The sequence below is a fragment of the Cohnella silvisoli genome (assembly GCF_021190915.1).
GTDB lineage: Bacteria > Bacillota > Bacilli > Paenibacillales > Paenibacillaceae > Cohnella > Cohnella silvisoli.
On record NZ_JAIOAP010000003.1, the window covers coordinates 381963 to 395087 of the forward strand.

General features: G+C 46.1%; 16 protein-coding genes. 11 read left to right on the forward strand and 5 right to left on the reverse strand.

Annotation, left to right across the window (positions count from 1 at the left end; genetic code table 11):
- Positions 1 to 40: 40 nt before the first annotated feature.
- The 5 genes from K7P76_RS08390 to K7P76_RS08410 all read left to right on the forward strand — a co-directional run bounded on the left by K7P76_RS08390 (position 41) and on the right by K7P76_RS08410 (position 2923).
- Positions 41 to 1042 carry an SDR family oxidoreductase gene (locus K7P76_RS08390; RefSeq protein WP_232184797.1) on the forward strand — a complete coding sequence of 334 codons (1002 nt, stop codon included), beginning with the start codon at positions 41 to 43 and terminating at the stop codon, positions 1040 to 1042.
- Positions 1043 to 1543, forward strand: coding sequence for a GNAT family N-acetyltransferase (locus K7P76_RS08395; RefSeq protein WP_232184798.1), 501 nt, complete (start codon positions 1043 to 1045; stop codon positions 1541 to 1543).
- Positions 1544 to 1703: 160 nt separating this feature from the next.
- A complete protein-coding gene (locus K7P76_RS08400; protein ID WP_232184799.1) occupies positions 1704 to 2132 on the forward strand; it encodes a GNAT family N-acetyltransferase in 429 nt (142 codons plus the stop codon).
- Positions 2133 to 2170: 38 nt separating this feature from the next.
- Entirely contained in the window at positions 2171 to 2680 is a 510-nt protein-coding gene (locus K7P76_RS08405; protein ID WP_232184800.1) for a GNAT family N-acetyltransferase, read from the forward strand.
- A 57-nt stretch (positions 2681 to 2737) separates the two neighbouring features.
- On the forward strand, positions 2738 to 2923 hold the full coding sequence (locus K7P76_RS08410) for a DUF4177 domain-containing protein (protein WP_232184801.1): 186 nt from the start codon (positions 2738 to 2740) through the stop codon (positions 2921 to 2923).
- Positions 2924 to 2975: 52 nt separating this feature from the next.
- On the opposite strand, the gene K7P76_RS08415 is transcribed toward K7P76_RS08410, so the two are convergent.
- Positions 2976 to 4532, reverse strand: coding sequence for an ABC-F family ATP-binding cassette domain-containing protein (locus K7P76_RS08415; RefSeq protein ID WP_232184802.1), 1557 nt, complete (start codon positions 4530 to 4532; stop codon positions 2976 to 2978).
- Between the two features lie 157 nt (positions 4533 to 4689).
- Between K7P76_RS08415 and K7P76_RS08420 the strand changes: the two genes are divergently transcribed.
- Entirely contained in the window at positions 4690 to 5079 is a 390-nt protein-coding gene (locus K7P76_RS08420) for a RidA family protein (protein ID WP_232184803.1), read from the forward strand.
- A gap of 36 nt (positions 5080 to 5115) precedes the next feature.
- On the forward strand, positions 5116 to 6045 hold the full coding sequence (locus K7P76_RS08425) for a lipoprotein (protein ID WP_232184804.1): 930 nt from the start codon (positions 5116 to 5118) through the stop codon (positions 6043 to 6045).
- On the opposite strand, the gene K7P76_RS08430 is transcribed toward K7P76_RS08425, so the two are convergent.
- Positions 6038 to 6397 (reverse strand): GIY-YIG nuclease family protein, encoded by a 360-nt coding sequence (locus K7P76_RS08430; RefSeq protein ID WP_232184805.1) that lies wholly within the window; start codon positions 6395 to 6397, stop codon positions 6038 to 6040. The two genes, K7P76_RS08425 and K7P76_RS08430, sit on opposite strands and share 8 nt — an antisense overlap.
- A 12-nt stretch (positions 6398 to 6409) precedes the next feature.
- Positions 6410 to 7165 carry a DUF2087 domain-containing protein gene (locus K7P76_RS08435; protein WP_232184806.1) on the reverse strand — a complete coding sequence of 252 codons (756 nt, stop codon included), beginning with the start codon at positions 7163 to 7165 and terminating at the stop codon, positions 6410 to 6412.
- Between the two features lie 142 nt (positions 7166 to 7307).
- Between K7P76_RS08435 and hisC the strand changes: the two genes are divergently transcribed.
- The 4 genes from hisC to abc-f all read left to right on the forward strand — a co-directional run bounded on the left by hisC (position 7308) and on the right by abc-f (position 10849).
- Positions 7308 to 8366, forward strand: a complete 1059-nt coding sequence (gene hisC / locus K7P76_RS08440) for a histidinol-phosphate transaminase (protein ID WP_232184807.1) — start codon at positions 7308 to 7310, stop codon at positions 8364 to 8366.
- Positions 8367 to 8392: 26 nt separating this feature from the next.
- Complete coding sequence (locus tag K7P76_RS08445; protein ID WP_232184808.1) at positions 8393 to 8923, forward strand: YfiT family bacillithiol transferase; 531 nt, start codon at positions 8393 to 8395, stop codon at positions 8921 to 8923.
- 29 nt (positions 8924 to 8952) lie between these two features.
- Positions 8953 to 9165, forward strand: a complete 213-nt coding sequence (locus tag K7P76_RS08450; protein ID WP_232184809.1) for a hypothetical protein — start codon at positions 8953 to 8955, stop codon at positions 9163 to 9165.
- A gap of 226 nt (positions 9166 to 9391) precedes the next feature.
- Positions 9392 to 10849, forward strand: a complete 1458-nt coding sequence (gene abc-f / locus K7P76_RS08455) for a ribosomal protection-like ABC-F family protein (protein WP_232184810.1) — start codon at positions 9392 to 9394, stop codon at positions 10847 to 10849.
- Here abc-f and K7P76_RS08460 read toward each other — a convergent pair.
- Entirely contained in the window at positions 10846 to 12276 is a 1431-nt protein-coding gene (locus tag K7P76_RS08460; RefSeq protein ID WP_232184811.1) for a putative bifunctional diguanylate cyclase/phosphodiesterase, read from the reverse strand. The genes abc-f and K7P76_RS08460 overlap by 4 nt on opposite strands.
- Before the next feature lie 139 nt (positions 12277 to 12415).
- The gene (locus K7P76_RS08465; RefSeq protein ID WP_232184968.1) at positions 12416 to 13123 is read right to left on the reverse strand and encodes a response regulator transcription factor; all 708 of its coding nucleotides are present in this window, start codon (positions 13121 to 13123) and stop codon (positions 12416 to 12418) included.
- Positions 13124 to 13125 lie beyond the last annotated feature (2 nt).

Genomic DNA, 13125 nt, shown 5'->3' on the forward strand with positions numbered 1-13125 from the left:
GTTGGTAAATGCGGCTGCATTAAAATGGAGGAGGCGGACAATGAGAATCTTAATTCTCGGGGGAACCGTATTTCTTGGTTATCACCTCGTACAGAACGCTGTAAAAGCCGGGCATGATGTTACGATTTTTACCAGAGGGAAAACGAATGTGGATTTGTTTCCTGAAGTTGAGATGTTGATGGGGGACAGAGACGGAAATTTGGCTTCGTTAGCCGGTAGGCGATGGGATGCGGTTATCGACACTTCGGGTTATGTTCCGAGAGTTGTTCGCGATTCCGTAAAATTGCTTGCAGATTTGACGGAGCAATATACGTTTATTTCTAGCATTTCCGTTTATCGTGATTTTCTTAAACCTGGAACGGATGAAAATTATCCTGTTGGGGAATTGGAAGACCCTTCGACAGAGGATGTCGCATCCTCCTATGGACAACTTAAAGCTCTTTGCGAGCAAGAAGTTGAAGCAGGTATGCCTGGGCGTGCGCTCCTGATCCGTCCGGGATTAATCGTTGGACCACAAGACCCGACGGATCGGTTTACCTATTGGCCTGCTAGAATAAGCAAAGGAGGATCTGTTCTGGCTCCAGGTCATCTAGATGCCTCCGTTCAATTCATCGATGTAAGAGACCTTGCCGAGTGGACGATACGAATGGTCGAAGCGCGAAAAACGGGTGTTTACAACGCTACGGGACCCGATCATCGATTAACGATGCAAGACTTATTAGAGCAATGTAAAGAGGTTACGAATAGTGATGCTAAGCTCACATGGCTAAGTCATGATTTTCTGCTCCGGCAGGGCGCGGGTCCTTGGATTGAATTGCCGCTCTGGATTCCAGGCGAGGGCGACACGGAGAAGATGGCTTATATGCTATCCGTTAATGTCGATAAGGCCATTAGCGACGGACTTACCTTCCGCTCGCTTGCCGAAACCATTCAAGACACATTAGCATGGGATAAAACTCGAGTAAACGTGACTCGTAAAGCCGGAATGACCGCGGAGAAAGAATCTCAATTACTAATGGCTTGGAAAACGGAGGCAAACTAGATGTTACAACCCTATGAGATTGTTCACGCAGTCAGAGAGGATTTAGAAAGCATCGTCGAAATATACAATACGACTGTCGCCGGACGAATGGTTACGGCAGATTTGGAGCCAGTTACGGTGGAGAGCCGAGTGAAGTGGTTTGATGAGCATTCTGAGAACGGTAGGCCACTATGGGTGATGAAGGTCGCAGACGAGATCATCGCTTGGCTAAGCTTCTCGGCGTTCCATAGTCGCTCCGCTTATGATGCAACGGCTGAGATCAGCATCTATATTTCTCCTGAGTACCGGTCACAGGGTATTGGCAGTATTTTCATACAGGAAGCGATCCAAGAATGTCCACGTTTAAATATCCATAATATCGTAGGTCTTGTCTTCGGACATAATGAGCCAAGCCTCGCGCTTCTAAGGAAATTTGGATTCGAACAATGGGGACTTCTACCCCGGGTCGCAATCTTGGATGGAGTGGAGAGAGATCTCGTTATTATGGGAAGAAGAGTTTAAGTCGGTGGGGTCCTTTTCAATCAATATACGAATACAGCGTACATAATTCTAATATTTAGGGATTAATTGGAGTTTAAGGAGATATTCTATGATTATCTTCGTATTTGAAGGGAGCATGCAGCTACTCACTAACGCATCAATATAATAAAGGAGAATACATATGCTACTCAACATTAAATCCAAGCTAGAAGATACTACGATTATGGAATTGATTGAATTAGCTACTTATCCAGATCCTGAACACGTCACAGCAACTATTAATGAATATAATGATAATCCAGAGCTTGAGCTTAAAGGCTATTACTTGGGGGATCAAGTCATCGGTATTATTGGATACCGAATGAATGCCAATAGCATTCTAGAGCTTAGACATATTGCCGTTTTGCCTGAAGAAAGATTGCATGGCTTCGGAAGAGGCATGATTCTTGATGTGTTATCTCTCAATGAGCCTAAAGAAATCATTACGGAAACTGACGAAACTGCGATTAACTTTTATAGGAATATTGGCTTTACGATTGAAAGTTTGGGAGAAAAATATCCAGGTGTTGAGAGATTCAAATGCACCTATGTAGCAGAGATTGAGGATTAGGCATTACCCACTGAAATAAGATCGGAGGGAGAAAAACAATGATAACGCTTAGAACCGTTACGAAGGATGACGTAGTTGCGTACTGGGAGCTGCGGCTTGAAGGTTTGCTTAGGAATCCGGAATCATTCGCGTCCTCGTATGAGGAGTCCGTTAATCAATCGATGCAGAGCGTAATGGAAAGAATGAGTGAGACGGATGATCATTACATCGTTGGCGCATTTAATGATAACGACGACCTCGTTGGTATGTCGGGATTTATCAGGGAAAAGAGACTTAAGCTTAAACACAAAGGTTTAATCTGGGGAGTTTATGTCACAACTGATTATCGTCAACAAGGGATTGGGAAGAAAATGATTGAAGAAATTGTTACCAGAGCCAAGTCAATTAAAGGGTTAACCCAAATCAACCTGAGTACGATGGCAACGAATGAAGCCGGAATTAGATTATATCAATCGTTGGGTTTTGAGACTTATGGTGTTGAGAGAAAGGCGTTAAAAGTAGGCGATGTGTATCTTGATGAGCATCTGATGGCATTACATCTGGAATAGTGTAACTAGATATCAAATAGGTCCAATTAGTGATCTTATAATAAAGGAGATCAATCTATGTATGAATATACTTTTGTGGAAACCTCTCTCGGAGGCTTTTTCTCATCCGCAACGCATCAGGAAACGATTGTTCAGTATGCGAGTGAAGGCTGGCGCTTAGTTCAGGTGCTGCCTACGAATTATAATGGCCATGGCAAACCGACGCATTACGAAATCATTTTCGAAAGGCCTCTTGCAGAGTAAAAAGGGGACTGCCCGACAAGTTATTCGCTTGTAGGACAGTCCCTCTTTTCCATTAAAATACTTTAGTCGTCCAAGACTCGCAATTCCAGACCTCGGTCGCCACTTCGCGATAAAACTCAGGCTCATGGCTAATCAGAAGGATGCTGCCTTTGTAAGCCTGTAATGCTCGTTTCAGTTCTTCCTTGGCATCGACGTCTAGATGGTTGGTCGGCTCATCGAGTACGAGCAGATTCGTCTCTTTATTAATCAGATTGCACAGACGAACTTTGGCTTTCTCGCCGCCGCTTAATACGGATATCTTGCTCTCGATATGTTTGGTAGTTAAGCCGCATTTGGCCAACGCCGCGCGAACTTCGAATTGAGTCATGGAAGGAAAGTTCTTCCATACCGCTTCAATACAGGTTTCATCCACGCTGCCCTTGATTTCCTGCTCGAAGTACCCGATGTACATATTCTCGCCTTGTTTAACCGAACCGGACAGAGCAGGTACTTCGCCAAGAAGGCTTCTTAGCAGCGTTGTTTTCCCGATCCCATTCGCACCTACGATTGCAATCTTCTGACCGCGCTCCATGAGCAGATCGATATTGCGGCACAACGGTTCTTCGTAACCGATGACCAAATCCTTGGCCTCGAAAATAAGTCGGCTTGACGTGCGGGCTTCCTTAAACCGGAATTCCGGCTTCGGCTTCTCCTTAGCCAACTCGATTACATCCATATTATCAAGCTTCTTTTGTCTGGACATCGCCATGTTACGGGTAGAGACACGTGCTTTATTGCGGGCAACGAAATCCTTCAGATCGTCAATTTCTTGCTGCTGACGTTTGAATGCCGACTCCAACTGCTGCTTCTTGGCTTCATGCAACAACACGAAGTTATCGTAATCCCCAACGTAACGATTCAGTTCTTGATTGCCCATATGATAGATAAGGTTGATGACGCTGTTCAAGAAAGGAATATCATGCGAGACGAGGATAAAAGCATTCTCATATTCCTGCAAGTACCGTTTCAGCCATTCGATATGCTGCTCGTCCAAGTAGTTGGTCGGCTCATCGAGGAGCAGAATGTCCGGTTTTTCGAGCAATAGCTTCGCCAAGAGAACTTTTGTACGTTGGCCGCCGCTTAGATCGTGCACGTCCCTGTCTAATCCGATATCGCCCAGTCCGAGCCCGCGCGCGATTTCTTCTACTTTGGCGTCAATGAGATAGAAATCGTTAGTCGTTAGTATATCCTGAATGGTACCGACTTCCTCTAGCAGCTGCTCCAGTTCCTCGGGTGTGGCGGAGCCCATCTTATCGTACATTTCATTCATCTCGGTCTCGAGATCCATCAAGTAACGGAACGCTCCACGAAGTACGTCTCGTATAGTCATTCCTTTCTGCAGGACAGAGTGCTGGTCCAGATACCCGATCCGAACTTTCCTTGCCCATTCCACTTTGCCTGCGTCCGGCTCCAAACTTCCGGTTATTATATTCATGAACGTTGATTTGCCTTCGCCATTGGCGCCGATCAGCCCAACATGCTCGCCTTTAAGCAAACGAAAGGATACATCATTGAATATCGCGCGATCTCCGAACCCGTGAGTTAAATTTTTAACCGTAAGAATACTCATCTGTAGACACCTTTTTCTCTTTTCATCGATTTCTAAACACTAATTTACATTATAAGCCGCTGGCGGTACAAAACTCAACGGTTTCGATTTAACGGAAGTCGAATTTTCTCGATTCTTCCGTTATACTATGGAAGCCATAAAAGGGGGAAGATCAATAATGGAACAAAGAATGAGAGTATCGACAGGATCTCCATGGGAGCCGGTCGTCGGTTATTGCAGGGCAATCCGAGTTGGCAGTCTTGTCGAAGTAGCGGGCACGACATCGATGAAAGACGGGAAGGTTGTATTCAAAGGCGACCCTTACAATCAGACGCGTTATATACTCGAGATCATAGATCAGGCTTTACAAGAGGTTGGAGCTGCAATGGAGGATGTGATACGGACAAGAATGTATGTGACTAATATCACGCAATGGGAAGAAATAGGGAGGGCGCACGGCGAGTGGTTCAAGGATATTCGCCCCGTTGCCACTATGGTAGAAGTGAAGGCGCTTATTGATCCGGAATTGCTTATTGAAATCGAAGTTCAAGCGGTCGTTCATGAATAATGATACTAGACGGCTTTTCTATAAGGAGATTAATAAATGAGAAAATCAATATTAGCTCTTGCATTCGTAGTTGTGTTATCTGGGTGCACCGGGAACTCGACAACTGGGAATTCCAGTAACGCGCCTTCAACTGAAGAAAAGACTTCGCCATCGCCATCTGCAACGGAACCTGCAACGGAACCTGTAACGCCATCTGCGATTTTAAATGCGAGCGAGCTTACAAATCAATTCGGATTCGCGGACAGCGAGGGGAAACTCATTGTGACTGTTGAGCAGCAAGAGGAGACAACGACAACGGATACTAATGAGGACACGTTAAAAGGGATAAACAAGGCGGTCGGAGAGAATGGAAATGTCATCACGGTGCGTTATGTTAAACATCAGTCAAGGACCGAGCAAGACAACGGAAGGCAGGCAGCGAACAATTTCAATAACCTTGAAGGGGACATTTTCGAAGTTCTTGAAGGCAAGGCCGTACCGGATGCTAGCTATTATTTAGTTAATGACAAGGACTTCAATTTACAATCGCTGCTTAAGATTAATCAAGTAAAGCCGCAAGACCCGCCTGCTGTAATTACAGACGAGATTATAAAAGCTCGCAACAGAACAATAGCGCAAAGTTGGCAAATAGCCACCTTGGGCGAAACCAAGCAGATCTTCCTGGTTCAATTCGAACGGAAAGAAGATCAAATGTTGGCTAGCTTGGTTGTTAAGGATGGCGAAGAGTGGGTGTACATGGACTATCCCGCCACATACAATGAAAATTCAACTTGGCGCGTCGATGATCAGGGTGAAATATCTCCGGACATGTTCTCCTTTTTATTCACAGCTAATTCGTCGGACGGCCTTGTACTCGGCGTGAAGTGGATGGGGGCTGAAGGCGAGAACATTAACGTGATTAAACAATCGGCCAATCGGTTTGTAGAAACCGATATCCATTCTAGTCGATATATGTCGCCTATCTAAAGATATGATAACCTCGTTCGCCATAGGGCTGGAGCTTCTCGATCCAGCTCTTTTCCAATTTCTTCAATTCATCCTTCTGAACGACGAACGGATTGTCGCTAGGCTTGAGCACTTCCAATACTTCCATGACGAAAGCCTGCGATCCATACTCGTTCCATTCCTTCTGTAAAGCTCTACTGCTATGAGTTCCCGCTTGCAGGGTGCCGCTGCGCCCATTCAGCGATCTCAAATTTAAGGTACTATCGATGAACACCTTTCCGTTCACGGTATTTCGAATTTGGTATACGCCGGCTTCGATGGGAATTTCCTTAAATTGTTGGATTAATTTCGCACGCTCTTCTTTTCGATTCATCGTAATCGACTCCTATTCTTTAAGCCAATATTGGCTGCCATCCGGCTTGCGGTCAAGAAATCCGTACTCAATCATATACCGTCTCAACGTTACGAAATCGTCGTATGCCGTTTGTAGAATTTGATTCACTTCCTTCTCCGTATACAATTGTTCGTTGCGGAAGCGTTTGGCGATTTCACGCAATACAACGAGCTTATGCTTTTCCTTAAGAGTAAAGGTCGTAAGTAAACCGTCCGTTCCGTCCGGAAAATATTTCTTCAAAACTTTGTCGACCTCATCCTGCGTTACGTTGTACCGATCATCGACCATACGGGCTGTTTTGTGTACGTTTACGATAGTCGGCGCATGCTTGTCTTTATCCTTCAGCAACTCCATCAGTGCTAAGAATACTTTGGACTGACGTTCCTTTTCCTTCAAGACGAAGCGGTGATTCCGAATGGTCGAGGCGCTGCCGATACCCATTTCCTTCTGTATTTCGCTATCGCTCTTGCCCTGATGGAACAGATGAAGGAGGCTATTCTGATGCTCGGTAAGTCCGGTCAGCTTCTTATCGAGTCCGATCAAATAATCAAACACGGAATAGTGGGTTTTCTCGATATGCTTGCGCATGAATTTCTCAGCCTCGTAATAAACCCCGTCATCGGGGTACACAATTCCGATTTCCGATTTTTTGCCGCACAGTAAACATATATAATGATCGGATTCCAGAATGTAGCCTTGTTTCAGTTCGTCTATTGAAGAATTCCAGAAATATTCCGATACGTTCAATTCATAAACACATCCTTCAAACGTTTGTAATTTTATAGACAATATATAATAATGTTTATTTATAGTCAACCCGCATTACACCTATACATAGACCTCGGAGCAATAGGGTTGTATAATCGAGGAATGAGAGGTGAATGGTTCATTGAGTAAATATTGGAGCGAATTAACGGCATCCCTTGTTCCTTACGTACCAGGAGAGCAGCCTAAGGACAAGAGGTATATCAAACTGAATACGAACGAGAGCCCTTATCCACCTTCTCCGGCTGTCATTGCTGCCATTAAATCGGCGGCGAACGAGGACTTGCGGCTGTATCCGGATCCGACATGCGAGAAGTTAAGGCAAGCGCTGGCGAAATACTACGGATTAACTTCGGATCATATCTTTGTTGGGAATGGTTCGGATGAAATATTAGCGTTCGCTTTTCCCGCATTTTTCTCTCCCGAGAAACCGATCCTATTTCCAGATGTCACTTACACGTTCTATCCCGTATATACGAAGTTATACGGCCTGACCTATGAGACCATACCGGTGGACGAACAATTCAATATTGAAGCAGAACAGTATCGCAGGCCGAACGGCGGCATTGTTATTCCGAATCCTAATGCTCCTACAACACGTTACTTGCCTGTGGATGATTTGCGAGTCATACTCGAGGCCAATCCGGATCATGTGGTCATCGTAGACGAGGCTTATGTTGATTTCGGCGGGGAATCGGCGGTAAGCTGCATTCCAGAATTTCCGAACATATTAGTCGTTCAGACGTTGTCCAAGTCCCGGTCATTGGCCGGATTGCGCGTAGGTATGGCAATGGGACACCCTGATTTAATTGAAGGATTAAATCGGATTAAAAATTCGTTTAACTCCTATACGTTGGACCGCTTGGCAATAGCCGGCGCTGTAGCAGCCATTGAAGACCAAGATTACTTCATGGAAACGACCCGCAAGATTATGGCAACAAGGGATCGAACGATCGAGATTTTGCAGCCGCTCGGATTTCAGATCGTTCCTTCCAAAGCTAACTTTATTTTCATCTCCCACCCTCGTCAGTCTGCGCAATCGTTATTTAGCGAGTTGAAAGTCAGAGGAATACTTGTACGTTACTTCAATCAACCGAGAATCGATCAATATTTGCGCGTAAGCATCGGTACGGATGAGGAAATGGATTATTTCGTATCCGTATTGCGTGAGATATTGGGCTGACAACTCAGACTAAGGAGCATGGACCTATGACGACCGACTTGAGATTCCCTATTGGACGTTATAACTGCGAAGGTGAAATTTCCGCAGAGCAACGGCTTGACTGGATTTCCGATATCGCACATTTGCCTACGCAGCTTGCCGCCGCTTTAAACGGGCTTAGCCCGGAACAACTGGATACTCCTTATCGTCCGGAAGGATGGACCGTCCGGCAAGTTACCCATCATATCGCGGATAGCCATCTGAATAGTTTTATCCGGTTTAAGCTCGCACTAACGGAAGATCATCCGGCGATTAAACCTTATTATGAAGATCGCTGGGCGCTTCTGGCAGATACGATTCAGGCTCCGGTGGAGCAATCTACGACATTGGTCGCGGCATTGCACGAACGTTGGACGTATCTGCTTCATTCGATGTCGGATGCGGATTTCGGCAGAACTTTTTTCCATCCGGAGTCGCTCAAGGTATTCCGCTTGGATTATGTTCTCGGAAATTATTCCTGGCATGGCCGCCATCATGTAGCTCACATTACTGCACTTAGAGAACGAATGGGCTGGTAACGAATTATTTTGAAGGGGTGCTGCAATAAATGGGAGCTTTTTTGGTCTGGATAGTCTCAACAGCTGTCGGAATATTCATTTTATATTTGGTTGTCAAAGCCGCGATCAATCATTCCGTTCTTTATGATATTTATAAGGAAACCAAACACCAGAACGATCTGAAAACCCGCGAAATCAAAGCGTTGAACCAGCATCTGGAAGACATCAAAAAGCTGCTTAAAGAACGAGAAAATCAGGAATAAGCGGAAGCGTGTTTGACAATCGGTCCTTCTGAGGCTATACTGTGGCACAAGATCTTAATTTACTTTAAGGCAGGGATCACCAGACATGGATCACTATTCTACTTCCACGTTCGTCAATCATGAAATCCGGAGTAGGGATAGGTCTGTTCCATTCAGGTGAGCTAGGTTGCTGCACCCGAATTAACGACTCATAACCTCTTCGGATTAAATTCGAGGAGGTTTTTTTGTGCCCATTATTCTTGTTAAAGATATTACATTCTCCTATGGAGACCGCGAGTTGCTTCGGTGGGACGGTAAGTTTGCGATAAATGATGGAGACCGGATCGGAATCGTCGGAGTCAACGGCAGCGGGAAATCCACGCTTATGCAGTTGCTTGCGGGAAAAAAGCAACCGGATCGCGGAACCGTAACGGTAAATAGCAACTTTTCGATTATTGAGCAGATAGCGGACGAGGTATCAACTCCTCTCACGGGAGTCAACAGAAGCTGGTGGTCTGTACCTGATGAAGATCGGGAAACATTCAGCGGCGGAGAGGAAACACGGATGAAGATTGCCGCGGCTCTAGAGGAGCATGCACCGCTGTTGTTCGCGGATGAGCCGACAAGCCATTTGGATCTTACGGGCACAATTCAGCTTCGGAAATCGTTGCAGCATTATCCCGGCGCAGTTGTTCTTATCTCACACGACCGCGAGCTTTTGGATGCCGTGTGCAACAACATTCTTGAAGTAGAGGAAGGTAAAGTAACTGCCTTCACGGGTAACTATAGCGACTATCAACAGCAGAAGGCGAATAACCTGCAGCGGGCGCAATTCGAATATGAACAATACCGAGAAGAGAAGAAACGACTGGAGCAAGCTGCCCGGCATAAAGTAGAGCAGGCTCATAAGCAGAAAGGAAAGCCTGCGAGGATGAGCAACAAGGAAGCGCGCCTAGGCATTGCGAAGGCGCAGAATGCGGAAGCGAAACGCATCCGTTCAGCGAATGCGGTTCTCTCCAGGTTGGAACATATGGATGTTAAAGAAAGGCCGATCCTACCCGATCCTGTTAATTTCGATGTGAACGCGCACGTACCTATAGCCAGTAAAGAAATATTGCGTCTGGAATCCGTGCGAGTAACGAGGGAGCAGAGGGAACTATTCCCGCCGCTAACCTTCACCCTAAAGCCTGGAATGAAAACAGCCGTTATAGGTCCGAATGGCTGCGGTAAGTCGACTTTGCTTCATACGATCAAGGAGGGAGCTGAGGGGATAACGACGGCTCCTCGCGCAAGTATTGGTTTCTTCGATCAGAAGCTCGAGCATCTCGTAGCAACGGACACAGTCCTTCAAGCTGTAAGCAAGCATAGCCGATATTCAGATACCCAATTGCGAAACCTTCTTGCGCGTCTCGGCTTTCGCAAAGATTCGGTATTTCGCCTCATTAGGCAGCTAAGCGGGGGAGAGAAGGTCAAAGCGGCGCTTGCCCAACTATTTTTCGGACAATATAATTTGCTGCTGCTTGACGAGCCGACGAATTATCTTGATGCGCTTACGCGCGAGCAACTGGAGACGGTGCTTGCCGCCTATCCGGGAACATTGCTCTTTGCAACCCATGACATGCGTCTCGTCAAACGAGTGGCGAGCCATACGCTGACGTATGATAACGGGATTTTCCGATTCGCAGAAGCATTCCCGCCCTCTTAACCCGCGAGTATGAGGGTACGGAGCTGATCCTCCGGCAAGGGCTTGCTCAATAAGTTGCCTTGAACGTAGTCGCACTGGCATTTCTTCAAATACACGAGTTGATCATAGGACTCAAGCCCTTCCGCAACGATGCTGTAGCGAAGCTGCTTGATGAATTGGATTATAGAGCCCGTTACTTCCTGTTCAAGGGAATGTCCGATGTCTTGAATGAAGCTCTTATCGATCTTGATCAAATGAAACGGCAGCCTGCGAAGATAACTCAAAGAGGAGTAACCCGTGCCGAAATCATCTAAAGCCAATCGTAACCCTAGAGCTTGAAGTTTCCTTAATTGACGCTCGGCAAGGTCAAGTGAGCTCATCAAGGCGGTTTCCGTTAATTCCAGCTCCAACCGTTGTGCAGCTAAACCCGATTGGGCTAATATTTGCGTTACTTGCTCTGGGAATTGTTCATCCATGAGCTGAACGGCAGAGATATTTACGGATATCGTGTGATCGGACGGATATTCAGCTACTCTCAGCATCGTTTCGCATGCTTGCCGCAGAACCCATTCCCCAATCGGTAAAATCAAACGCGTTTCTTCGGCAATCGGAATAAAATCGGAGGGAGGGATCGCCCCTAATTCCGGGTGGTCCCACCGCAGGAGCGCTTCAAATCCTCTTAACGCTCCGCTTTGCAGCTCGTATTGGGGTTGGTAGTGTAAGAATAATTGATTATTTTGCAGGGCGGTCCTTAAATTGACTTCGATTAAGGAACGATAGCGAATTTGTTCGTTTAACTTTTCATGATAATGAACGGTTTGACTCATCCCTTGCACCTTAGCTTGCTGCAGGGCGGTAAATGCGCGCTGCAGGATTGGATCCAGCGTTAGCACTTCTCCTGTGAACCTCGTCATACCAATGCTTAACGTTACATGGCGAGCGCTATGGTCAATGAAATAGGGTTTCGATAAGATCGATTGCATTTCTTGCCAATACTCTGGCGTTAGCTCCGGGAGCTTTCCTGACGATGGATCGGCGATACAGATTAGAAATTGTTCTCCATCTAATCGACAGACAATGCCGGTGCTAGGCAGCCAGTGCTTTAATCGCTTGCTGATTTGCAATAGAAGCTCATTTCCGTAGGTGATGTTATTCAACTCGACGATCGACTTGAATCCATCAACATTTAATACAGTTAAATAAAAGGGTGTTCGTTCGTTTATTTTTTTGCGCAGTTTGATTTTGAAATGCCTGAAATGCGGCAGTCCCGTAATCTCATCGATTGCTAATTCGCGCCGCCTTGTCCATACCATGTTCATGAAATAGTGAAACAACACTGCCGATAAAGGGAATATAAGGAATAGGATCAATGAATATTGATGCAAAACGACGGCCATATTCTGTATCAGGCTGATCTGTAATAAATCCCAACCGAGCAAAGTAATCACAATCACCCCGTAATGAAATCGTTCTCTTTAGTATGAGGGGCAAACGTTTAGAAAGTTAACGGTAAAATGTTAGTGACTGCCAATGTACGTACTCATTGGAAAAGGCTCCCTATGAAAGGAGCCTTTAACGATTTATCTCTTATTTAATGAATTTGTAGCCAACACCCCATACGGTCTTAATAAATTGGGGCTCCTTCGGATTCTTCTCCAGCTTGCGCCTGAGATTGGTCACATGAACGTCAATCGCTCGGTCGTTGATGAAAGAGTCGATACCGCGGACGGCGTTAATCAATTCTTCACGACTGAATACACGCCCGGGATGCTGAAAGAATAGCTTCATGATCTCGTATTCGGAGAATGTCGTTTCAATGTGGTCACCATCAAGCACGATCGTTCTACGCTCTAGATCAAGCGAAAGTCCTAACTGCGATTCTGGCATGCTCGCGGAATCTGCTTGGGTATGCTGCACGGCCACCGGTTTCGGGGTCGTCACGCGGCGCAGCACGGCTTTCATACGAACCTTGAGTTCCTGCATGCTGAACGGCTTGACAAGAAAATCGTCCGCTCCGGCGCTGATCGCCTGAATGCGGTCGGCAACGGCTGTTTTCATGGAAATAACGATGATAGGAATGGCGGTTAGTTGTCGGAATTGCGAGCACAACTCCGTTCCCGATGCATCCGGCAGCATCAAATCAAGTAAGAGGATATCCGGATTAAAGGTGCCGAGAGCGAACTTTCCTTCTCGCGCCGATTCAACGCGCTGTACGATAAACTGCTCTTCGGTGAGGTAGAGGGTGAGCATTTCTCCGATGATGGGATCATCTTCAATAACGAGTACTCTCGTCAACA

Excerpts from the sequence above, each read along its gene's own strand:
- K7P76_RS08430 (WP_232184805.1), bottom strand. The coding sequence starts at position 6,397 with ATGAATCGAAAAGAAGAGCGTGCGAAATTAATCCAACAATTTAAGGAA.
- K7P76_RS08400 (WP_232184799.1), top strand. The coding sequence starts at position 1,704 with ATGCTACTCAACATTAAATCCAAGCTAGAAGATACTACGATTATGGAA.
- K7P76_RS08390 (WP_232184797.1), top strand. The coding sequence starts at position 41 with ATGAGAATCTTAATTCTCGGGGGAACCGTATTTCTTGGTTATCACCTC.
- K7P76_RS08450 (WP_232184809.1), top strand. The coding sequence starts at position 8,953 with ATGGGAGCTTTTTTGGTCTGGATAGTCTCAACAGCTGTCGGAATATTC.
- K7P76_RS08415 (WP_232184802.1), bottom strand. The coding sequence starts at position 4,532 with ATGAGTATTCTTACGGTTAAAAATTTAACTCACGGGTTCGGAGATCGC.
- K7P76_RS08420 (WP_232184803.1), top strand. The coding sequence starts at position 4,690 with ATGGAACAAAGAATGAGAGTATCGACAGGATCTCCATGGGAGCCGGTC.
- K7P76_RS08445 (WP_232184808.1), top strand. The coding sequence starts at position 8,393 with ATGACGACCGACTTGAGATTCCCTATTGGACGTTATAACTGCGAAGGT.
- K7P76_RS08425 (WP_232184804.1), top strand. The coding sequence starts at position 5,116 with ATGAGAAAATCAATATTAGCTCTTGCATTCGTAGTTGTGTTATCTGGG.
- K7P76_RS08395 (WP_232184798.1), top strand. The coding sequence starts at position 1,043 with ATGTTACAACCCTATGAGATTGTTCACGCAGTCAGAGAGGATTTAGAA.
- K7P76_RS08410 (WP_232184801.1), top strand. The coding sequence starts at position 2,738 with ATGTATGAATATACTTTTGTGGAAACCTCTCTCGGAGGCTTTTTCTCA.
- K7P76_RS08405 (WP_232184800.1), top strand. The coding sequence starts at position 2,171 with ATGATAACGCTTAGAACCGTTACGAAGGATGACGTAGTTGCGTACTGG.